General features: G+C 53.3%; 18 protein-coding genes. 10 read left to right on the top strand and 8 right to left on the bottom strand.

From position 1 onward, the window contains the following. Window positions 1-216: 216 nt before the first annotated feature. Complete coding sequence (gene wrbA, locus ACMZ66_RS10750; RefSeq protein WP_416937202.1) at window positions 217-819, bottom strand: NAD(P)H:quinone oxidoreductase; 603 nt, start codon at window positions 817-819, stop codon at window positions 217-219. A gap of 121 nt (window positions 820-940) precedes the next feature. After that, window positions 941-2,005, bottom strand: coding sequence for a glycerophosphodiester phosphodiesterase (gene glpQ, locus ACMZ66_RS10745; RefSeq protein ID WP_416937201.1), 1,065 nt, complete (start codon window positions 2,003-2,005; stop codon window positions 941-943). Between the two features lie 244 nt (window positions 2,006-2,249). On the opposite strand from glpQ, the gene ACMZ66_RS10740 reads away from it, so the two are divergent. Continuing rightward, window positions 2,250-6,119 (top strand): CHASE domain-containing protein, encoded by a 3,870-nt coding sequence (locus ACMZ66_RS10740; protein WP_416937200.1) that lies wholly within the window; start codon window positions 2,250-2,252, stop codon window positions 6,117-6,119. A 30-nt stretch (window positions 6,120-6,149) separates the two neighbouring features. Here the strand turns inward: ACMZ66_RS10740 and ACMZ66_RS10735 are convergent, their stop codons facing one another. Beyond that, window positions 6,150-7,829 (bottom strand): M20/M25/M40 family metallo-hydrolase, encoded by a 1,680-nt coding sequence (locus ACMZ66_RS10735; RefSeq protein WP_416937199.1) that lies wholly within the window; start codon window positions 7,827-7,829, stop codon window positions 6,150-6,152. Window positions 7,830-7,965: 136 nt separating this feature from the next. Here ACMZ66_RS10735 and ACMZ66_RS10730 point away from each other — a divergent pair, with 136 nt between their 5' ends. Further along, window positions 7,966-8,382 (top strand): Lrp/AsnC family transcriptional regulator, encoded by a 417-nt coding sequence (locus tag ACMZ66_RS10730; RefSeq protein WP_416937198.1) that lies wholly within the window; start codon window positions 7,966-7,968, stop codon window positions 8,380-8,382. Between the two features lie 16 nt (window positions 8,383-8,398). Here ACMZ66_RS10730 and ACMZ66_RS10725 read toward each other — a convergent pair whose 3' ends face one another. The 5 genes from ACMZ66_RS10725 to ACMZ66_RS10705 form a co-directional block, all read right to left on the bottom strand. After that, window positions 8,399-9,586, bottom strand: a complete 1,188-nt coding sequence (locus ACMZ66_RS10725) for a vWA domain-containing protein (RefSeq protein WP_416937197.1) — start codon at window positions 9,584-9,586, stop codon at window positions 8,399-8,401. A gap of 5 nt (window positions 9,587-9,591) precedes the next feature. Then, window positions 9,592-10,440 carry an AAA family ATPase gene (locus ACMZ66_RS10720; protein ID WP_416937195.1) on the bottom strand — a complete coding sequence of 283 codons (849 nt, stop codon included), beginning with the start codon at window positions 10,438-10,440 and terminating at the stop codon, window positions 9,592-9,594. An 87-nt stretch (window positions 10,441-10,527) separates the two neighbouring features. Beyond that, window positions 10,528-11,523: a helix-turn-helix transcriptional regulator gene (locus ACMZ66_RS10715; RefSeq protein ID WP_416937193.1), complete on the bottom strand. Its 996-nt coding sequence runs from the start codon at window positions 11,521-11,523 to the stop codon at window positions 10,528-10,530. Between the two features lie 211 nt (window positions 11,524-11,734). After that, window positions 11,735-12,310, bottom strand: a complete 576-nt coding sequence (locus ACMZ66_RS10710; RefSeq protein WP_416937191.1) for a YdeI/OmpD-associated family protein — start codon at window positions 12,308-12,310, stop codon at window positions 11,735-11,737. Between the two features lie 103 nt (window positions 12,311-12,413). Continuing rightward, window positions 12,414-13,031, bottom strand: coding sequence for a TetR/AcrR family transcriptional regulator (locus ACMZ66_RS10705; RefSeq protein ID WP_416937189.1), 618 nt, complete (start codon window positions 13,029-13,031; stop codon window positions 12,414-12,416). Between the two features lie 142 nt (window positions 13,032-13,173). Between ACMZ66_RS10705 and ACMZ66_RS10700 the strand changes: the two genes are divergently transcribed. The 8 genes from ACMZ66_RS10700 to ACMZ66_RS10665 all read left to right on the top strand — a co-directional run bounded on the left by ACMZ66_RS10700 (window position 13,174) and on the right by ACMZ66_RS10665 (window position 21,018). Further along, window positions 13,174-14,262: an ABC transporter substrate-binding protein gene (locus tag ACMZ66_RS10700; protein WP_416937187.1), complete on the top strand. Its 1,089-nt coding sequence runs from the start codon at window positions 13,174-13,176 to the stop codon at window positions 14,260-14,262. Between the two features lie 168 nt (window positions 14,263-14,430). Then, window positions 14,431-15,294, top strand: coding sequence for an ABC transporter permease (locus tag ACMZ66_RS10695; RefSeq protein ID WP_416937185.1), 864 nt, complete (start codon window positions 14,431-14,433; stop codon window positions 15,292-15,294). A 2-nt stretch (window positions 15,295-15,296) separates the two neighbouring features. Further along, entirely contained in the window at window positions 15,297-16,088 is a 792-nt protein-coding gene (locus tag ACMZ66_RS10690; protein WP_416937183.1) for an ABC transporter permease, read from the top strand. Next, a complete protein-coding gene (locus ACMZ66_RS10685) occupies window positions 16,085-17,200 on the top strand; it encodes an ABC transporter ATP-binding protein (protein ID WP_416937181.1) in 1,116 nt (371 codons plus the stop codon). Before ACMZ66_RS10690 ends, ACMZ66_RS10685 begins: the two co-directional genes overlap by 4 nt. Further along, the gene (locus ACMZ66_RS10680; protein WP_416937179.1) at window positions 17,200-17,931 is read left to right on the top strand and encodes an MBL fold metallo-hydrolase; all 732 of its coding nucleotides are present in this window, start codon (window positions 17,200-17,202) and stop codon (window positions 17,929-17,931) included. Before ACMZ66_RS10685 ends, ACMZ66_RS10680 begins: the two co-directional genes overlap by 1 nt. A 65-nt stretch (window positions 17,932-17,996) precedes the next feature. Beyond that, window positions 17,997-19,421 (top strand): aldehyde dehydrogenase family protein, encoded by a 1,425-nt coding sequence (locus ACMZ66_RS10675; protein ID WP_416937177.1) that lies wholly within the window; start codon window positions 17,997-17,999, stop codon window positions 19,419-19,421. Window positions 19,422-19,588: 167 nt separating this feature from the next. Next, a complete protein-coding gene (locus tag ACMZ66_RS10670; RefSeq protein WP_416937175.1) occupies window positions 19,589-20,191 on the top strand; it encodes a hypothetical protein in 603 nt (200 codons plus the stop codon). A 110-nt stretch (window positions 20,192-20,301) separates the two neighbouring features. Next, window positions 20,302-21,018: a hypothetical protein gene (locus tag ACMZ66_RS10665; RefSeq protein WP_416937173.1), complete on the top strand. Its 717-nt coding sequence runs from the start codon at window positions 20,302-20,304 to the stop codon at window positions 21,016-21,018. Window positions 21,019-21,054 lie beyond the last annotated feature (36 nt).

Here is a 21,054-nt window from a genome sequence, read left to right as displayed (position 1 = left end):
CCACTCCAAATCTTATTGAATTTTGACAGGGTTCGAACCCTGAGCTTTTTCCGGGACGGACCCGATTAATCGGGCCCAACCCGAATTTGTTGGTCCGCCAATAGGACCTTTTTAGGGCAGTTTATGCAAAGCCGCTACATTACAAAAACCCGCAGTCTAAAGACTGCGGGTTTCATGAAGCTCTTGATCATAAAGGTTTGTTTTGATCGTCTTGGCCTAACCTGCCAACTTTGCAGAAAGTTCTGCGACATGCTTGCCCTGGAAACGGGCGATCTCAAGCTCGTTCTCGGACGGCTGGCGCGAACCGTCTGCACCGGCAAGCGTTGATGCGCCATAAGGCGAACCACCACTGATTTCGTCCATATTGGTCAGGCCAGCACAGCTATAAGGCACACCAACAATCACCATGCCATGGTGAAGAAGCGTGGTATGGGTCGAGGTAATCGTAGTTTCCTGACCACCATGCTGGGTCCCGGTCGAGGCAAAGACCGAACCGATCTTGCCGATCAGTGCACCCTTGGCCCACAGACCACCGGTCTGATCAAGGAAGTTGCGCATCTGACCCGACATATTGCCAAAGCGCGTCGGCACGCCAAAGATGATCGCATCATATTCCGCAAGATCGGAAACTTCGGCCACCGGGGCAGCCTGATCAAGCTTTGCGCCTGCTGCCTTGGCAACGTCTTCGGGCATGGTTTCCGGAACGCGTTTGACATCGACATGCGTGCCCGCCACACCACGTGCGCCTTCGGCAATCGCATTGGCCATGGTTTCAATATGCCCATACATCGAATGGTAAAGTACCAGAACTTTCGCCATTTCACCCTCCCAGGTTGAAGTTGTTCAGGACGCGATGATGACTGCAGATTGCATCACTGATAATGCCCAGCTTCGAAACAGTCTGTTCATCGAATACAGTAAACGCGATCACTAGGACCGATCAGGCATCAGGATTGCGTGCCAGATACTCGACCGCCTGATCAGGGAAATCGGTGAAGATGCCATCAATCCCGGCATCATCGAAAATTGCCTTAAGCGCGATATCCATATCCCCGGCCCATTTCGGAAGCTGATCAGCGCGCAGCGTATAGGGATGCACCATCAATTGTGCACGCTGGGCCGCGATCAGGGTTGGCGTCATGATCGCCGTGCCATTTTCGCTCAGCCCTTCGATGACTTGTGGCAACCATGGGCCGATGCCATCAACGACCTTGGCCATTTCAAGTACACCCTCATCGGATTTCAGGAAGTCGTAATCCGTGCCTTCGGGCGCCCCCCAGCGGTTTTCACCCAAAAGCTGCACAAGCTTGCCCTGATAGTTCAGCTCCGTTCGGATGCGCTTGGTTTCGGCCCAGTCAAAGCACTGCAGAAACGCATTGGATGCCGGGTTGTTATAACCCCATTTTTCAAGCACCGAGACCACCGCCTTGGCAATATCCTGTCCTTCGGCGCGATGAAATTCGGGATTCTTGATTTCGGGATAAATACCAACATCACGTCCCGTGGAACGGTTCAGGCCCTGTATCAGTTTGATTTCTTCTTCAAGGGTCGGGACCTTGAAGATACCGAACTCCATCGGGAAGCGGTTTTCATAGACCTGCTTGCCGCTATCGGCCTTAAACCGTTCGGTGACAGTCAGGCTTTTGATTTCATCAAGCGTAAAATCAATCGCGTAATAGCGCCCGTCTTCACGCTTGCGACCGGGGAATTTGGTCGCGACGTCGGTCGTGGTATCAAGGTGAATGTCATGCAGGATCACCGGCACGCCATCCTTGGAAAGCACCACATCCTGCTCGATATAATCGGCCCGCATGCCATAGGCCAATGCCTTGGCCGCAAGGGTATGTTCCGGCAAATAGCCCGATGCCCCACGGTGGGCGATAACAACCGTTTCCTGTTTTGCATCCTGTGCCACAGCAACGTTCGCACCGAAAATTGGCGCAACAAACATGCCTGCAACCAGTGCACTGGCGATCAGACGGTGACAGAGATTTTTAACCAACATCGCGACGTTCCTTTGATACCTGCCCATGCGGGGTTTTCAGGACTATAGGCGCGGTTTCACGCCACAGAAACGCAAGGCCACGTTTCGTATGTATTCTTCATGAAACTGTTACATCACCGACTTAACGTCTCGCGGCAAATTTGGTTCCTGCACCACAGCGTGCACAAATGTCTTCTGTCTACTGGAAAACGGTGTGACAGTTACCAGATACAGATAGGCATAGTTAAATTTTGCAGTGAAAACAGTGCACTCAAGCAACAGCGTCTTTAGCCGAAACAAAATCAGGGTTCTCTCTGTAACCATCGCCATCATTGGTTTGATGGTCAGTGCCGCTGCAAGCTGGCAGATGAGCTACAACAACCGCGAAATTATTGATAATGCTGTGAACAGGTCGGCATCGACCGCGGTTTCGTCGATATCTGATCGGTTCGGGCTCTATCAATACGGGTTGCAAGGCGCAAAAGGTATTGTTCTTACCGCGGGTGAAAACGACCTGACGCGCAAGCAGTTTGTTCAGTACAGCAACGTCCGCGATATCGATACAGAATTCCCCGGTGCCCGTGGCTTTGGCTTTATCAGGCGCGTCCCCGTTGCAGACGAAGAAGCCTTTCTCGAACGTGCCCGCGCTGATGACTTTCCAGACTTTTCCATCCGACAGCTCAACCCGCATGACGATGAGCGCTACGTTATCCAGTATATCGAACCCGCCGAACGCAACATGCAGGCAATCGGTCTGGATATCGGATCGGAAACCAATCGACGCAGGGCCGCTGATGATGCCATGAAGACAGGACTTGTTCAGCTTACCGGTCCGATCACACTGGTTCAGGCCACCGGCAATCCGAAACAATCCTTTCTTATTCTGACCCCGCTTTATCGACCGGACCAACCGCTTGAAACCGAAGAACAGCGCATCAATGCCGCCTTTGGATGGAGCTATGCACCGCTTCTGATGGAAGAGGTCCTTGCTGACATCGACATCTATGATCAGACATTTTCTCTGACCATGACCGATGTCACCACGCCGGAAAATCCTGTAACGTTTTTCCATAATTTCCCGGCGAACAGTCTGGATCTTACCGACTTCGCGACACGTATCGAGATGTCGCTTTTCGGTCGGGTATGGATTGTCGATTTTGCCGTTACCCCCACTTTCATCAACAGGCTCAACCTGTTGCCGCATCGCCTCGTACTGGTTGCGGGATCGCTGGCAAGTATCGGCCTGGCACTTTTGTTTGCCGCGATTGCATCTAGTCAGCGAAACAAAAACATCGCCATGAAAGACCGTGCCGCGCTGGCATCGATTGTCGAAAACTCGTTTGACAGCATCATTGGCTGCGATCTGGATGGCAGGATTACAAGCTGGAACCCCACCGCATCTGCGATGTTCGGATATAGCCGTTGCGAGGTTATCGGCCTTCCGTTCGATACGCTTCTTGTACCCCCGGCCCAGCATGGCGAAGAAAAGGATCTTAAGCACCGTCTGGCCCAAGGCGTCCCGGTCGAAAACTTTGAAACCCAGCGTCTGCGCAAGGACGGCACGCTGATTGATTTGTCTGTCACCGCCTCGCCGATCAAATCAGAATCCGGTGACATTATCGGTTCATCGCAAACCATGCGCGACTTTACTGCCCAGCAAGAAGCGCGTCGGCGGATCAATGAAATCAATGCCGAGCTTGAAAATCTGATTTCCAAGCGGACCGAAGAACTGACCAACGTCAACTCGCTCCTGATCAATATCCTGCGGGCTGCGACAGATGTTGCGATCATCGCAACCGATGAAGCCGGGAAAATTACCGTATTCAATTCCGGCGCAGAACATCTGTTTGGCTTCGCGGCCAACGATGCCATCGGCAAAATTCACATCTCGATGTTGTTTGCGAAGGGCGAGCTTGAAGAATACGCCGCTGAACTTTCTGCGACGGAGGGGCAGCGGGTTACCGCGCAACAGGCATTGTTCCACCTGCCGATGAAAGGCGAAACCACGACACGCGACTGGACACAAACCCATCAGAGCGGTAGCGAATTTATTGCGTCGACCGTGATCTCGGAACTTAAGGGCGAGCACGGCGATCATCGCGGACTGGTCTGCGTATCCATCGACGTAACGCAGAAATACAACATTCGTCGTCAGTTGGAGGCGACCCGCAACCAAATTCAAACCGCTGCCGACGTCGCGGAAATGGGCGTATGGTCATGGGAAGTAAACAGCAATACGCTGCGCTGGAACGCCAATATGTTCCGCATCTACGGCTATGCGCCATCAGAACAAACCGAAGAAGTCGACTATGCGAAATGGCAAACACGCGTCGCCCCTGAAGACATCGACCGTCTCCAACAGCGTATTGACGCGATGCTCGCCGGGACGGGTGACTTTAACACCACATTTGCCATCCTGACCCCGGATGGAGAAAGACGCATCATTCAGGCTGGCGCGGATGTTGAACGGGATGAAGATGGCAATGCGTTGCGCGTCACCGGATTTAACCGTGACATCACTGATCAGGTCCAACGTGAACAGCTTCTTCAGCAGGCAAAGGAAAGTGCCGATCGCGCCAATGTGGCAAAATCGAATTTCCTCGCCAATATGAGCCACGAAATTCGCACGCCGATGAACGCCATTCTTGGCATGCTGCAACTGACCCTTAAGACCGAACTGAATGCCACCCAGAATGACTATCTCAACAAGGCGCAGATTTCAGCAAAGGCGCTGTTGCGTATCCTTAATGACATTCTGGATTATTCCAAGATCGAGGCTGGAAAACTCGAACTCGATATTCACAGTTTCGACCTGCTTGAGCTCCTTGAGGAGCTTGGACATATTCTTTACGGCAACCACGTTCGAGACGATATCGACCTGATATTCGATGTGGCACCCGACCTGCCATCAAATATCCAAAGCGACAGCCTGAAACTCCAACAGGTCCTGACCAATCTTGCGAGTAACGCGCTTAAATTCACCCATGCTGGCCACGTTTGCATTTCGGTCAAACCCGTTGCGTCCGGGACGGGAAAATCGCGCATTCGCTTTGCAATCGAAGACACTGGCATTGGCATATCAGACGAACAACTTTCGCGCCTGTTTACAGGCTTTACCCAAGCCGAAGCATCAACATCACGTCAGTTTGGCGGCACCGGGCTTGGCCTGACCATCAGTGATAGCTACGTCTCAGCCCTTGGCGGGAAAATTAACGTTCAAAGTACCGTGGGGGAAGGCAGCACCTTCTCATTCGAACTTGATTTCGATGTTGCTGATCAAAATGCGCCTGCCCTCCAACCGGCGAAAATGCCGTCTGCCAAGGAACCCTTCTTGTTCCTTGTCGCGAACGATCATGCAGCAGACGTGTATCAGCGACTGTTCAAGGCACAGCAGCTTGACGTTACCGTTACACGCACGGCAGATGACCTGATTGCGCAGCTAAAACTAAACGAAGGCAAACCAACCAGGCCCATCAAGCTTGCCATCGACGAACATGGTCTGAGCGATGCGGACATGAAAAGCCTGACCAAAGCCCTTGCCCCGCTTGCCGAAAGGAAACTTCATGTGCTTTGCCTGACCCGGCGTGAAAGCAAGCTTGGCGTAAACATGAAGGTGCATGAACTTCAAAAGCCGTTCTTGGCAAAGCACCTTGTCTCCGCACTTCAAAACATGTCGTACGAAAATCAGCAACCTTGTGCTGCCGTTGGCGTTGATACCGGCCGATTAAGCGGCCTGCGCATTCTGGTTGTCGAAGATAACAGCCTTAATCAACAGGTCGCCAAGGGCCTGTTGCAAAATGAGGGTGCCGAGGTCGATCTGGCTGCCAATGGTGTAGAAGGCGTCGCCAAGGCGCTGAGCAGCGATCATCACTACGACTATGTGATCATGGACGTTCAAATGCCCGGCATGGACGGCCTCGAAGCCACCCGCGAAATCCGCAAAGCCAAATCCGCCTCGGAACTGCCGATCATCGCGATGACCGCCAACGCTTCACAATCTGATCGCGAGAAATGCCTGGCAGCAGGCATGAATGACCATCTTGGCAAACCCATCAATCTTGACGAGTTTGTCGCCTTGATGACCGCCGACAGCCCAAAGGATCCAGAAACGCCGATCAACCGTCTTAGCGGTTAAGTGCCCGTTCCAAAATCACCGCTCAAAGCTTTATGCAGGACTAAGCAACTCGGAAGCTATTTCTGCAAGGAAGTCGGGCAACACGCCATAGGCATAAGGCGCATAAAGCCGTTCATGTCGCTGATGATATTCGCGCCCCCACGGACCGATATTTACGACCGGATATTGCAGGGCATCGGCAACTGGTTGATCAACCAGTTCACTGATCGGGGTATTGGCCGCGATGAAGGCGGTCGCATCCATGTGGGGGGCATGGCCGAAAAAGCTCATATCGGAAATCCCCATGAAATATCCCCGATCACAAATCCGGGTATCATGACGGGTTTCAATCGTCTTTCGCGCTCGATGAACGGCGTCCATAAAGTCCCGATCGAGATCCTTGTTGGGATCAACAAGCACCGCTGGATAATGCAATCCGGCAATGCCTACCACCACCGCAGGCCCGCGCAAATGGGCCTCGTTAAGCAGGGCACGCACCAAAAGGCAACTCTGGTTCAAGGGGTTGTTTTCTTGCGCATTTTCAGTTGACACAGCATCAATCCGCTCAAGGGCTTCCTGCCCGCCAGCGGCAAAGGCCATATCGCGCAATTCCGCGACCGTGATGACACGCAAGTCCGGCATTAATGGCAGCACAGCACCGCCATTGGCAGTTACATAGTTCACCGCATTTAGCTCAAACCGTTTAAGCGCACGTTTGCCTGCCTTGCGCACAATCTCGGTAAAATCAGCCATCAGATCAGCGCAGCTTTTGCCCATCACCAGCCAGTTAAACGCCATCCAGACATGTTCAGGTGTCGTGACCTCGTAATTGTCGCGCATATCGCGGGCTTCAAGGCAGACCGGCGGCGGGGCTGTTTCATGGGGGCTGCTATCGCACAAATCACTATTTGCTTCTATGGCCGTCATGATTTCAGATGCAATTGCATGGGCCGACACACCGTCAAACGGATATCCGACATGGGTGGGCAATCCAGCCACCAAGGCAAAGGGCAGAAGCTTGCCAATCGATCCATGGAAAATGGCCCGGCCGATTTCGCCATTGCCCGGATCGCTGCTGGCATCGAGATTGATGCCACCGACAATATCGAGCTCCCACCGCCCTGCCAGTTCCGGCAAAGCATTGCGCAAACTGCGCATACCACATGAATTGCGTTCTTCATCGGGTGTGAGGAACAAAACAACATTGCCCTCGCGATCCCCGATCTGACTGAAATGCTCCAAAAAGGCGATGCCAGCTGCATCGCCGCTTTTCATATCAAGCAAGCCACGACCGGGAATGAAGTCACCAGATTGCAGATCACGTAAGGCAAGTTTTTCGGCATCTGTGGTCTGCGCACGCCCTGAAAGATCAGCGATCAAAGCATCGCATAACTGATCGGACTTGAACGCCAAGTGTTTGAGATCATGGTAGTTTTCAATCGACACCACATCAAAATGCCCGGCCATCGCCAGTGTCTTGCGCCCTGTCCCGCGAACAAGGGCAACAATGTTTTTGGCCATCTTGCTGCCGCCCGCAACCGGGTGGCTATCAATGATCGCGACGTGATCAGGGTGTTCCTGAAAATAGGGAATTTCACCAAGAATTTCGATGATCAGGTCGGTGATATCCGCCTCGCCCGCGGTTCCGGTAACACTGCCAAAGCGGGTCAGTCTGTCGGCAATTTCGGCGGTCCGGGCATAGGGGGCCCATTGTTGTTCTGACGTGGTCATCGCAATACTCCGTAACGATTTCCATCATCATATGCCGCGCCGGAATCAGTTATAACGTCAATTTGGTGCAATTTTCATAGCAAAACTGATAAAATCATCAGAACCATTTTCGAAATCATCAACACAGAGCCTACCGATGGATGACCTTGATCGCCGCCTGATTGCCGAACTACGGATCAATGCCCGCGCGTCTGTGCCGAAACTTGCCCAATTGCTGGGTGTGGCGGCCGGAACGGTCAAAACCCGCATGGATCGGCTGACCGAACAGGGCGTAATTGCCGGTTTTACGGTGCGTCTGCGCGATGACGCCGCAGACGGCACCATTCGCGGTGTGATGATGATTGAATTATCAGGCAAGAACGTCAAAGCAATGGTCGCGACCCTGCGCAAGAACCTTGGCTTTGAGGCCCTGCACACCACCAATGGTCAATGGGACCTGGTTGCCGAAATTCAGGTGCCATCACTTCCCGATTTCCATCAGACAGTGACCACCATCCGCGCGATGGAGGGTGTGGCAAAAACCGAAAGCTATCTGTTCCTTGGTCCGGCCTGATTGCCAAACCAAATCCCTATCGGTTCAGTTCTCCGGTCATGCGATCAAGCCCCTCAAGGGTTAGGGGGAACATCCGGCCTTCCATCAATTTATGCAGGATCTGGATCGACTGATGATGCCGCCACCAGTTTTCCGGCTGCGGATTGATCCAGGCGGCATGTTGGAAATGGTCAAGAAGCCGTTGCATCCAAACGGCCCCTGCTTCGGCGTTCCAATGTTCGACCGCACCACCGGGATAGGTGATTTCATACGGGCTCATGGTGGCATCACCAACAATCACCAGCTTGTAATCCGCCCCATAGGTATTGATCACATCCCATGTGGAAACCTGTTCGTTCCAGCGCCGTGCATTATCCTTCCAAAGCCCTTCATAGGGGCAATTGTGGAAGTAGTAATACTCAAGATGTTTGAATTCGGTTTTCACTGCCGAAAACAGTTCCTCACAGACCTTGATGTGATCATCCATCGATCCACCAACATCAAACAGCATCAACACCTTGACCGCGTTGTGCCGTTCCGGGCGCATCTGAACATCAAGCCAGCCCTGACGTGCGGTTGATGTGATGGTACCGGGCAAATCAAGCTCGTCAGCAGCGCCGGTCCGTGCCCATTTGCGCAGGCGACGGAGCGCCACCTTGATGTTGCGGGTTCCGATTTCGACACTGTCATCAAGGTTCTTGAATTCCCGCTTGTCCCAGACCTTAACGGCGCGGCGATGGCGGCTTTCATGTTGGCCGATCCGCACCCCTTCGGGGTTATAGCCATAGGCACCAAATGGCGACGTTCCCGCCGTACCGATCCATTTATTGCCGCCCTGATGACGGCCCTTTTGTTCTTCAAGACGCTGTTTAAGCGTCTCCATCAGCTTTTCCCAACCGCCAAGCGCCTCGATCTCGGCCTTTTCTTCTTCAGTCAGGAATTTCTCGGCCAGTTTCTTAAGCCATTCCTCGGGGATTTCGGTTTTCTCGACCTCGTCCATACCCTCGGTCAGGTCAACAACACCTTTGAAATGTTCGGAAAACACCCGATCAAATTTATCAAGGTGGCGTTCATCCTTCACAAGGGCGGTACGCGCCAGATAATAGAAATCCTCAACCGAATAGCCCGCCAATCCCTTTTCCACCGCCTCAAGCAGGGTCAGGTACTCGCGCAAACTGACCGGCACGCGGGCGTCTTTCAGCTTATAGAAAAAGCCGGTGAACATCTAAATTAACGCCCTTCGCGCCGCGCCATAAAAGCCAACCGTTCAAACAGATGCACGTCTTGCTCATTCTTGAGCAACGCGCCATGCATCGGTGGCACGGCGGTTTTGGCATCCTTGGCGCGGAGTGCCTCGGGCGGCAGGTCCTCGGCCATCAGAAGTTTAAGCCAATCAAGAAGCTCGGATGTTGATGGCTTTTTCTTGAGCCCCGACACATCACGCATGTCATAGAATAGGTTCAAGGCTTCGGCCACCAGACGTTTCTGGATGCCGGGATAATGCACCTCGATGATCTCGGCCATGGTGTCGGCATCGGGGAAGCGGATGTAATGGAAGAAACAGCGGCGCAAGAACGCGTCGGGCAGTTCCTTTTCATTATTGGACGTGATGATGACGATCGGGCGGTTGGTTGCCTTGATGGTTTCCTGTGTCTCATAGACAAAGAATTCCATGCGATCGAGTTCCTGCAGCAGGTCATTGGGAAACTCGATATCGGCCTTGTCGATTTCGTCAATCAGAAGGACCGGCGCGTCACCATCCAATTCAAAGGCTTCCCAGAGCTTGCCCTTGACGATGTAATTGCCGATGTCATGGACGCGCTCATCGCCGAGCTGACTGTCACGCAGGCGCGATACTGCATCATATTCATAAAGCCCCTGCTGCGCACGCGTGGTCGATTTGATCGACCATGTGATCAGCTTCTTGCCCAGTGACTTGGCAATTTCTTCGGCCAGAACGGTCTTGCCGGTGCCCGGCTCCCCCTTGACCAAAAGCGGACGCTGCAACGTGATCGCGGCATTGACGGCCACCATCAGATCTTCGGTTGCGACGTAATTTTCCGTGCCCTGAAACTTCATTTTTTGCCCTGCAACACAAGTTGACGTTTGCGTTAACCTAGGGTGTTAGAGCGGCTTGGGCAAGGGGGCAAAATGTACAGGAAAAGGTTACTCGCCGTTGCGGTTAAGCGCCTGTGCGGGACTTTCGCTGTACCATTCACGATAGGACCGCGAAAAGTTGCTGACATGGGCAAAGCCCACCGCAGCGGCAACCTGTTTGACCGTCAATTCACCTTGGTGAAGCAAGGCGCGTGCACGGCTCATGCGTTCGCCGCGAATGAATTCTGCGCAGCTTTTACCAATGTCCTGACGAAACAGGCTGTTTAAGCGATTGGGTGTCATGTGATTGTCCGCCGCCAGTTGTTCGACAGATATTGCCGCCGCCGGGTTTTCTGAAACCTGGGACATAACCGCCTCGACAACAGCTTTTTCAAGCTCGCTTAGCTCAGTCGGAAGGCTGGTTTCCTGCGATTGCTGACAATGAAGATCAATGATTTCGGCAAGGAAAAGGGACGCCAGACCATCAAGCTTGAAAGCGCGCCCGGGACCGGTCACGTTGCCTGAAAACATCGCACTGACGATGCTGCGGCTTCGATTGCTCAGCGTCAGCGGGCGAATATCAACAACATCCTGCGCCGTTGACATGAAAGGTGCCAGGCTTTCGGGCACATCATCACCAAAACGCTGTTGGAATGCATCAAGCGGGATGGCCACGCCGACATGGCGGATCAATTGATTTTCCGGAAGAATGTACCGTGTGCCGCACGGATCAACGCGTTTGATCAGACCGACACCGGGCGTCATATGATAACGATTACCAAGCGGACACTGGATTTCAAGATTGCCCATCACAATTGCAGATCCGCCAATCCAACCTGGCGGTAGCGAGTTCTGGACATCAAACACGGATGTCTCACGCACCCGTAATTCTGCCCGGTGCAAAATCATCCCGTTACCGAAATCTAGCCGCTCCAGCCGCCCTTGGACACCGGGCAGCTCAAACAAATCACCATCAGCAAGCCTTAGCTCGCCAATACCTTCCGCGCGGTCATCGTTTGAAAGATCGGCAAATTCATCTTCCGCACCTTTCCCGGACTCTTGCATAACTGCTATTTCCTGAAAACTTGCTCGCGCCACCTTCTCAACACGGTCAGCTGACGCAGGAGGCTGTGTCCGCTGCGTCCGTAACACAATCGCGCCCACACACCTTATTACCGCTGTTTAACAAAGACTTACGTTAAACCTAGCCTAGGCTGTCGATCACAATAGCGCAAGGTTTGTCCAACTGGGTTCTTGCCGCAACGGCATTGATAAACTATCGGTCGTGAATGCCCTTGCCCTCAAGGATGCGGTCACGGTACTTTTCAATCCGGCTGATCCGGGTCGCGGATTGCTTTGCCCCACCGATATAAAGCCCATAGCCCCGCTGACGCCCCGGCGTCAGGGCATCAAAGGCGGCTTTAAGTTCCGCGTCCTTGGTAAGGCGGGCCTTAAGTTCTTCGGGCAGTTCAATCACCGATGACTTTTCGATTTTCAAGCCGTCCTGTTCGATCTTGATCGCTGCTGCGACGAATGCACGGATCTGATCGACGGCATCATCTATTTCATTGATCGAATTAAACCGCATTTGCCGACCTGAATTGGAATTTGGCCCGGGTGGGGTCAGGAGACCGTCCACATCATCAAGCAACGCGCCCTTGAAAAACATCAGGGCCAGAAAGCCCTTCATTTCCTGAATGATCGCGATGTTATTGCCATCCTGCATATAGCACGGCTTGCCCCATTTAATACCTTCATCAAGACCGCAGCCCAGCAAGATGGCGCGAAGGTGCGCGGCTTCAGCCGGCCAAACTTTGCTGTAGGCAAAATAGCTATCTGGTGACAATGCCATGCTGGATGCTCCGTGCTGGGCTTTGCGATTTTAAGGCGAAAGCACGCTATCAGCACACACGTGATAGAAGCAACCGGGAAGTGAGGATGGGGGTGCGTCGCGATCAGGCTGCCGACATCATCCTGACAAGTGGCTGGCTTTGGCGTTCGACTTCTTCCTTAAGCCCTGCCACATCCATGTCTTCGTCCTTAACAAACTCGATGAACATCATGTTCACATTGTTAAAGACAAGCTCGCCCGTTGCTTCGCAATCGACATCCTTGCGCACAATGCCGCGCGCTTGCAGGGCGCGGAACAGATCGCAGACCTGTTTGGAAAGGCGATGATCAAGGGCGGTATAGCGTTTGGAGAACGGCGTCTCGGGCTGTGCGATCGAAAGTGACATCGCCGTGCGCCACATTTCTTTGGAAAGATAGGTCAGCGAATGGTCGTAATATTTGCCGATCAGTTCGGATAAGGCATGCCCGACATTATCAAGGTCGCGTTCGATGATTTCATGCCCGGCTGCAAGGACTTCTTCGACCTCCATCGAGACGGTGGCCATCAGCATGTCGCCCTTGTTTTTATAATAATTGTAAAACGTTCCGACCGACACACCCGCCATTTCGGCAATGTCTTCGATGCGCGCACTGTCATAGCCGACCTTGCGAAACAGGGTTGTCGCAGCCTCAAGAATTCGGCGGTTTTTATCGGCTTTCTTTTGGGCGCGCAGTCCTGACATTGTCACTCCGGGAAAACTGAACGGGTTCAAAATTTATATTGACTCAAAAAATGAACGCGTTCAATATTTTTTCAACGGCACCGAAATGAGTGCCGACTTACCCAATAAAAGGGAGGCCTCAATATGAAATCAGGGAGAGCCTATGTTTCGTCACGTTGCTACGGGGAAAACCCGCAATAAGCTTTTAGGCGGTGCTGCGACCTTTATTCTGGGCGCGGTTGCATTCGCACAGGGCGCAAGCGCCACCGAAGAATTGAACGCGCTGGTCTGGTGCGACCATACCGATCCGGCCTTGATTGAGCCGTTCGAGAAACAACACGACGTCAAAGTCAATCTCAAGGAATATGAAGGCACGGGTGCGGGCCTTTCGATCATTGAACAGTCCCGTCCGGGCGACTGGGATGTGTTTGTGATTGACGGCGTTGATGTCCATCGCGCTGTTGAAATGGGTGTGCTGGCCGAAATCCCGGCCGATGCCCTGCCGACGTCTGATCTGTTTCCCGAAGTCGTGATGGCGGAAAACAATGTGGTTGATGGCAGGACCTATGCCGTCACCGAAAAGTTCGGCTACAACACCATTTCGTTCGACAAGACCAAGGTCGATCCCAAGGACATGGAAGACATGTCGGTGATCTGGTCGGACAAATATGCCGGACGTATTGCGATTTATGACTATTACCTTCCGGTAATTGGCCTGGTTGGTCTTGGCCTTGGCATTGATACGGCTGATCTTGGTGCGGACGATATGGACGCGATCAAGGACAAGCTGTTTGCAATGAAGAAGGTCTCCAAACAGGTTGGTGAGGTTGTCTCATCCCAAACGGCTCTGGCCACAGGTGAGGTCGATATCCTTGTTGGCGGCGGTGAATGGATCACGGCGGTTCTGTCTGAAGACAAACCGAACCTTGATTGGGTCATCCCGAAACAAGGCGGCCTGCGCTGGGCACAGTCGATTGGTGTGATGAAGGATTCAGAAAAGCCCGACCTCGCGCTGAAGTTCGTTCAATACATCATGAGCCCCGAAGGACAGGCACGCCTTGCGACCTCGTCCTGCTTCTGGGGGATGCCCGCCAATGCCAAGGCGGGCGCAAACCTGAGTGATGCGCAAAAAGCGGCCCTTCGCTGGGATGATCAGGAAGGGTATCTGAAGAACTCGCAACTTTATCCGATCCCGGATGCCGATCTGGATGCCCAGATGCAGGATGCCTGGGTCGAGATGCTCCAGCAGTAAGCAATCCCTTGTCTACTGCCACCCACCATTGCCCCGCTTTTTGCGGGGCAATGGTCCCGATATGCGCTAAGCTTGCCATTAAGACGGCGCCCCACTCCCACGTCATCGACTGACAACACGCATCAGCGCGGGCCTATTGCGCGCGTGTTGCCGACAAAGGACACCGTGATGGCTGAAGTCACCCTTGAAACACGCGAGAACCGCCGCGCATGGGGGTTTGTCACCCCGGCATTGCTGTGGACGGTCGCGTTTTTCGTGATCCCGTTTCTTGTCATGGCCGCGATCAGCCTTGCCACCCGCAAGGGCCGCGACATCGTCATGACCTGGAATTTGGATAACTACATCACGTTTTTTGAAAAGGCCCATTTGCTAAAGGGCCTGTTTGTCTCGCTTGAGATCACCTTTACGGTCACCATCATCTCCGTGATCCTTGCCTATCCACTGGCATGGATCATTGCCGAACGCGTACCGCAGAAATGGCAACGCATGGCGCTGATCATGGCGATCCTGCCGTTCTGGACGAGCTATGTAGTGCGGTCCTATTCATGGCTTCTGGTTCTGGCGAAAAATGGCGTGATCAATAACGCGCTTTTATATCTTGGCGTAATTGCCGAACCGCTTGAATTGGCCAGCACCCGCTCAGCCACCGTTATCGGATTTGTGCATTTCTTTGTGATGCTCCTGACACTCACGATCTATGCCAATCTGGTGCAGATGCCGCCAAACTATCGCCGGGCTGCGGCCGATCTTGGCGCCAACGGGTTTCAGGTATTTTGGCATGTTGTCCTGCCACTTACCTTGCCGGGTATCATGGTTGGCGCGTTTCTGACCTTTGTTTTATGTATTGGTGATTACATCACCCCGCAGATTTTGGGCGGCAATAATGAACTTGCCCTGCCCCAGGTCATCATGTTGCAGCTTGGCAGGCGGGCTGATTTCCCGATGGCAGCGACCCTTTCGATCATTTTGATGGTGGTGGTCACCCTTGCCTATATCAGTTGTGCCCGCTGGCTTAAGATGGAAAGGACGTGATCATGATTTCCTCACGCATTTCCAAAACGCTGTCATGGGCCTATCTGATTGCGCTTTATGGCTTCATCTTCCTGCCGGTTGCGGTTCTGGTGCTGTTTTCATTTCAGGATGGCCGCCTGCCTGTTCCGCCGTTTAATGGTGCCACCCTTAAATGGTATGGCGAGGTGTTTGCCGATGACCGGCTGATGTCGGCCCTTGGCAATTCATTGATCGTAGCCATCGGCTCCTCCACGGTTGCCTGTGTGCTGGGCTTTTGTGCGGCGTACGGGTTGGCACGTTATATCCTTCCGGCGTCGCGGTTACAGCGCGGGCTTCTGGTTGCGCCCATGACGGTCAGTTACCTGATCATTGCCCTTGGATTGCTGTCGACCTTTAACTGGGTGGGTGTGTCGCTGTCACTTTGGACGGTGGGTGTTGGCCATGTGGTGATCAATTTGCCACTGTGTTTTGCCATCATTTACGCATCGATGGGCGACCATCAAAAAAACATCGAACGGGCAGCACGTGATTTGGGGGCTGCTGAATGGCAGGTCATGACACAGGTTTCCGCCCCGATGTTGATGCCATCGATCTTGGCGGCTTTTTTCCTGTCGGTGACGTTTAGCTGGGATGAATTCATCATTGCCTTCTTGCTGTCGCGCTTTGACGTCACCCTGCCTGTTGAAATCTGGAGCATGTTGCGTTCGGGCCTGAACCCGAAAACCAACGCGGTCGGAAGTGTTGTCTTCCTTGTATCGGTTGCGCTGCTGCTTCTCCTTGAACTGATTGTCTTTAGAAGGACGGCAAAGAAATGACCGCCCCAGTATCGATCCGTAATGCCACCAAGATTTTTGGCGATTTCACCGCCCTTGATGATGTCAGCCTTGAAATTGCCGCTGGTGAATTCATTGTCCTTTTAGGTCCGTCGGGCTGCGGCAAGACCACCTTGCTCTCGCTTCTGGGCGGTTTCCTGTCGCCGACCAAGGGCGTGATTGAAATTGCCGGGCGTGACATGGGCCAGGTCCCGCCATCCAAGCGCCCGACCACCACGATGTTTCAGGACTACGCCCTGTTCCCGCATATGACGCTTCGCGACAATGTCGCCTTTGGCCTTAAGATGCGCAAAGTCGCAAAGTCCGAACGCCATGCCAAGGCCGAAGAACTTCTGGACATGGTCGGGCTCAAGACATCGGCCAACAAAAAGCCCCACGAACTTTCCGGCGGTCAGCGCCAGCGCGTTGCCCTTGCCCGTGCCTTGGCGGTTGAGCCCGATGTGCTTTTGCTTGATGAACCTTTGGGTGCGCTTGATCTGAAACTGCGTCGTCAAATGCAGGATGAACTTAAGGCCATCCAGAAACGCGTCGGCACCACGTTTGTTCATGTCACCCATGATCAGGAAGAAGCCATGGCGATTGCAGACCGCATCGTCGTGATGAATGCCGGTAAAATTGAAGATGTCGGACGGCCCGAAGATATCTATATGCGACCCAAGACCCTGTTTTCGGCAAGCTTCATGGGCGAGGTTAATTTCATCCCCGGAACGCTTGAGGCAATTGACGATGATCAGGCCACGGTCAAAACCGCCCTTGGCACCGTGGAGCTGCCCAAGACCGCGATGGGCAGCGCAGACTTTGCCAAAGGCACCGCGGTCACCCTTGCCATTCGCCCGGAACATTTCCGCGCCAGCACCGGAACCGGTCCGCGCATTACCCTTGGCAAGGCCAAGGTGGAAGACGGTTCATTCTTTGGCACGCATCACCGCGCCCATGTAAGCCCGGTCGATTACCCCAACAGGATCATCACCGCCCACATGCCGCAATCGGCAATCATTGAACCGGGTGCCTGGGTCGAACTGACCCTTGATCCCGCATCGGTTGTTATCCTGCCCGGCCATCCGAGCCGCGAACAGCTTGAGGCCGCAGCATAATGAGCACGGATCGCGCAAAGCCCGAAGACTGGTACAGTCTGAAAAAACTTGGCGATGACGTCACCTATATCGGCGAGCCGTTTATCGAGGAATTCTATCGCTGCAACATCTGGCATGTGCGCGGACGCGATGGTGATATGCTGGTCGATAGCGGGATGGGTGTTGTGTCCTTGACCCAATGGGTGCCGCTTGTAACGGAGCGCGCGGTTCAGGCAGTTGCCAGCCACACCCATTTCGATCATATCGGCTGCCATCATGAGTTTGAAAGCCGTGTCTGCCACCGCTGCGAAGCGGATCTTTTGGCTGCACCAACACGCCAAAACACACTGGCCGATCCCTATGTGACCGACGAGATTTTCACAAAACTACCGCCTGCCCCTTATGCCTCAACCACCTATGCGGTCAGGGCCGCCCCGGCAACGCGCATTGTTGACGACGGCGATGTGATTGATCTGGGCGATCGGCATTTTGAAGTGATCCACACACCGGGCCATTCACCGGGCGGCATTGCGCTTTGGGAAGCGGCAACTGGCATCCTGTTTTCCGGTGATATTGTTTATGATGGCCCGCTGATCGAAGACACCTATCACGCGAATGCAAAAGATTACGTGCGATCAATGGAACGGCTTTATGACTTGCCGGTCCGTATCGTTCATGGCGGACATTTCGCCAGCTATAACGGCGACCGCCACCGCGAGATTATCAAAAACTGGCTAAGCACACGGACCTGAACACAGGCATTTAAATCCGCCCCATGCCCCGGACCGTCACCACCAAATGATCAGGAAGATTTCCAATGGAAAACGCAGGCAAATATTACATCAATGGCAAATGGGTTGAGCCGATTTCGTCTCAGAAGATGGACGTCATCAACCCGGCCACCGAACAGGTCATCACGCAAATCACGCTGGCCAGCGAAGAAGATGTCGACCTTGCGGTTGCCGCGGCCAAACGTGCTTTTGTGACCTATAGCCAAACGACGGTTGAGCAACGCCTTGGTTGGCTTGAAAACCTGCTTGCGATTTATAAGCGCCGCTATTCCGAAGTGGCCGATACCATCACCGCCGAACTTGGCGCGCCAACCACAATGACCCACGAACAACAGGCATCGTCGGGTACGGCCCATCTTGAAGACTTCATCGTCGCGCTGAAAAAGCTCAAAACCGAAGAGACCCTTTATAATGGGGAGCTTCTTTTGCGTGAGCCGATTGGCGTTTGCGGCCTGATCACGCCGTGGAACTGGCCCATCAACCAGATTGTTCTGAAAGTCATTCCGGCATTGGCAACGGGCTGCACCTGTGTGCTTAAACCATCCGAATTCACCCCGCTCAATGCGGTTCTTTATGCCGAAATGATCCACGAGGCCGGTTTCCCAGCCGGGGCCTTTAACCTTGTGCAGGGGGCTGGTCTGGTTGCCGGGGCAACGCTTTCGCAGCATCCCGACATTTCCATGATGTCGTTTACCGGATCAACCCGGGCGGGCAAGGCGATTTCGCGTGATGCAGCGGAAAACATCAAACGGGTGACGCTTGAGCTCGGCGGGAAATCGCCAAACATCGTATTTGACGATGTCGATATCGAAGACCGCATTTCATGGAGCGTAAACGCGGTTTTCAACAATTCCGGCCAGACCTGCGATGCACCAACACGGATGTTGGTACAGCGCTCGATCTATGACGAGGCGCTTAAGGTCGCCAAACGCGTTGGCGAAGAAGCATCGGTTGGCGACCCGACCAAGGAGGGCGATCACATTGGCCCGCTTGTCAGCCACATCCAATTTGACCGCGTGCAATTACTTATTCAGGCCGGTATCGACGAAGGTGCCACCGTTTTGGTTGGCGGTGTTGGCAAGCCCGATGGCACCAATGAGGGCTATTTCGTCAAACCGACGATCTTTGCTGATGTGAACAACAATATGCGCATTGCGCGTGAAGAAATCTTTGGCCCGGCAATCTCGATCATTCCGTTTGATACCGAAGAAGAAGCGATCAACATTGCCAATGACACGCCCTATGGTCTTGCCGCCTATATCCAGACACCTGATCAGGAAAAGGCAAACCGTGTTGCGCGCAAACTGCGTGCGGGCATGGTGCTTTTGAACGGTTCCTTCCCGCGCGCCGGAAGCCCGTTTGGCGGCTACAAACAATCGGGCAATGGTCGTGAAGGTGGCCTGTTTGGGCTTGAGGACTTCATGGAAGTCAAAATGATCCATAAGCTTTAAGCCAAGGACACACCACCAAACCAACCGGAGACGTTTCATAAGGCGTCCCCAAACTTCTTGGGCATCACATGATCAGAAAACTGCTGCTGGCTTTAACGATCTTGGGCTTAATGGGTTTGGCCTCTCCCGCCACCAAAGCAAGCGATACGGTCATTACGGCCAGCAGCATGAGTGATCAGTTTGATACCGCATCGGGTGCTGTTGCCCTGCCAGGTGGTGAATGGACACTGATCGGCGAAGACAGCCCGGAAAATGATACCTCTGAGCAATTCGTGCTGGCCAGGATTGGCAAAGACCAAGATGACAATTCACATCTCGATGGATTGATCTTCCTGACAGTCTCGACGAAATCATCAGTCACCGATTGGTGCGAACGCAACAAGGATGCTTTGCACTTCGCGCCAGTGTCTGGCACCGATGCCAACGTAAAGGGGTGTCTTGCGATCAATGAACTGATCACCCGGTTTGACAATCTGCGCGGCCAGCATCTTTCAATCGCCACGCAAACCCTTGATCAATCTAATGTCATCCGCCCCGATACCATGTATTTTGCCACCTTCCGGCTCGCCAATGACAGCAAGGCGATCTCGGTAAGCTATGGTTTTGATTTCCGCCAGCGTGCGAACGCCATGATCCCCGACTATGCACCGGCGCAATCCGTGCCATTTCAATCTGCCCATTCCGATGAAGCACGCGAACGAAATCTTGAAACTGTCATTGAATGGGCGCGCGCCTATGAAGCATCGCTAACCAGTCGTTTCTTTGACTGATCACAACAACTCAACCTATCCGATGGAGCACCTCCCTCTTTCTTTGGATAGTTTACCCTTTCCTTACAGACACTTAAAACCAATGTCAGACGTGAGGAAAGGGACACATAATGATCAAAAAACTCGTCGTTCTAGCAACTGCGGCATTACTGGCCGGTTGCGTTACTGCTGTCGATAAATTTGAAACTGAAATGCCTGTCGGGTCCGTCGTTTCCGGCAACATCTCCTCGGAGCAAGGTGAAATCTATTTGCCGCCAGGAAACTGGACCGTTATGGGGAAAACAATCGACCGCAATAATAGCTATCAAGCATTCGGCTCGGTCGTGCTGGGCCGTATCGGCCAAGACAACAAGCTTGACGGTCTTGTTTTCTATTCGACAGCTTTAGAAACAGGTATGCGCTACGGCTTTATCGCAACTGGTTCGTGTGATGCAGAGCAAGGGGACCTGTATCATGAGAAGTCCTCAAATCAGGAATTTGGCAACCAAGGTTGCGTGCGTGTTCAGGAACTCGACACCGACTTTGCAGCAGCGAAACAGGCTCACTTCAGTCAGACGGAAAGCTACCTTACGACGCATAACATCAAGCGCCCTGAGACAATGCTTTATTCGTTCTATCGCGTGGTGCGCAAAAACAAGTTTCTGAATGTGGCATACGGCTTTGATTTTCGCCAATCCGCTCAGGAGATGCTCCCGGACTTCGAACCCAAAGAAGCCTTTACGTATGATCGTCAGTTTGGAACGGAGCTTTGGAAAAGCAATCTAGAGACCGTCATCTCATGGTCGAAAGAAAAAGAAGACCTCATTCGGGCAACCTATCTGGATTGATGCTCTAAATTATGCTGCCTTATTGATGCATTCAAA

The sequence above is a fragment of the Thalassospira sp. genome (assembly GCF_048059015.1).
Lineage (GTDB): Bacteria > Pseudomonadota > Alphaproteobacteria > Rhodospirillales > Thalassospiraceae > Thalassospira.
Note: the sequence above shows the minus strand (reverse complement) of the source record. Positions and strands in the feature narration are given on the sequence as shown.

Excerpts from the sequence above, each read along its gene's own strand:
- wrbA (WP_416937202.1), bottom strand. The coding sequence starts at position 819 with ATGGCGAAAGTTCTGGTACTTTACCATTCGATGTATGGGCATATTGAA.
- ACMZ66_RS10680 (WP_416937179.1), top strand. The coding sequence starts at position 17,200 with ATGAGCACGGATCGCGCAAAGCCCGAAGACTGGTACAGTCTGAAAAAA.
- ACMZ66_RS10730 (WP_416937198.1), top strand. The coding sequence starts at position 7,966 with ATGGATGACCTTGATCGCCGCCTGATTGCCGAACTACGGATCAATGCC.
- ACMZ66_RS10695 (WP_416937185.1), top strand. The coding sequence starts at position 14,431 with ATGGCTGAAGTCACCCTTGAAACACGCGAGAACCGCCGCGCATGGGGG.
- ACMZ66_RS10690 (WP_416937183.1), top strand. The coding sequence starts at position 15,297 with ATGATTTCCTCACGCATTTCCAAAACGCTGTCATGGGCCTATCTGATT.
- ACMZ66_RS10670 (WP_416937175.1), top strand. The coding sequence starts at position 19,589 with ATGAGTGATCAGTTTGATACCGCATCGGGTGCTGTTGCCCTGCCAGGT.
- ACMZ66_RS10725 (WP_416937197.1), bottom strand. The coding sequence starts at position 9,586 with ATGTTCACCGGCTTTTTCTATAAGCTGAAAGACGCCCGCGTGCCGGTC.
- ACMZ66_RS10700 (WP_416937187.1), top strand. The coding sequence starts at position 13,174 with ATGTTTCGTCACGTTGCTACGGGGAAAACCCGCAATAAGCTTTTAGGC.
- ACMZ66_RS10675 (WP_416937177.1), top strand. The coding sequence starts at position 17,997 with ATGGAAAACGCAGGCAAATATTACATCAATGGCAAATGGGTTGAGCCG.
- ACMZ66_RS10715 (WP_416937193.1), bottom strand. The coding sequence starts at position 11,523 with ATGCAAGAGTCCGGGAAAGGTGCGGAAGATGAATTTGCCGATCTTTCA.
- ACMZ66_RS10665 (WP_416937173.1), top strand. The coding sequence starts at position 20,302 with ATGATCAAAAAACTCGTCGTTCTAGCAACTGCGGCATTACTGGCCGGT.
- ACMZ66_RS10710 (WP_416937191.1), bottom strand. The coding sequence starts at position 12,310 with ATGGCATTGTCACCAGATAGCTATTTTGCCTACAGCAAAGTTTGGCCG.
- ACMZ66_RS10685 (WP_416937181.1), top strand. The coding sequence starts at position 16,085 with ATGACCGCCCCAGTATCGATCCGTAATGCCACCAAGATTTTTGGCGAT.
- ACMZ66_RS10720 (WP_416937195.1), bottom strand. The coding sequence starts at position 10,440 with ATGAAGTTTCAGGGCACGGAAAATTACGTCGCAACCGAAGATCTGATG.
- glpQ (WP_416937201.1), bottom strand. The coding sequence starts at position 2,005 with ATGTTGGTTAAAAATCTCTGTCACCGTCTGATCGCCAGTGCACTGGTT.
- ACMZ66_RS10705 (WP_416937189.1), bottom strand. The coding sequence starts at position 13,031 with ATGTCAGGACTGCGCGCCCAAAAGAAAGCCGATAAAAACCGCCGAATT.
- ACMZ66_RS10735 (WP_416937199.1), bottom strand. The coding sequence starts at position 7,829 with ATGACCACGTCAGAACAACAATGGGCCCCCTATGCCCGGACCGCCGAA.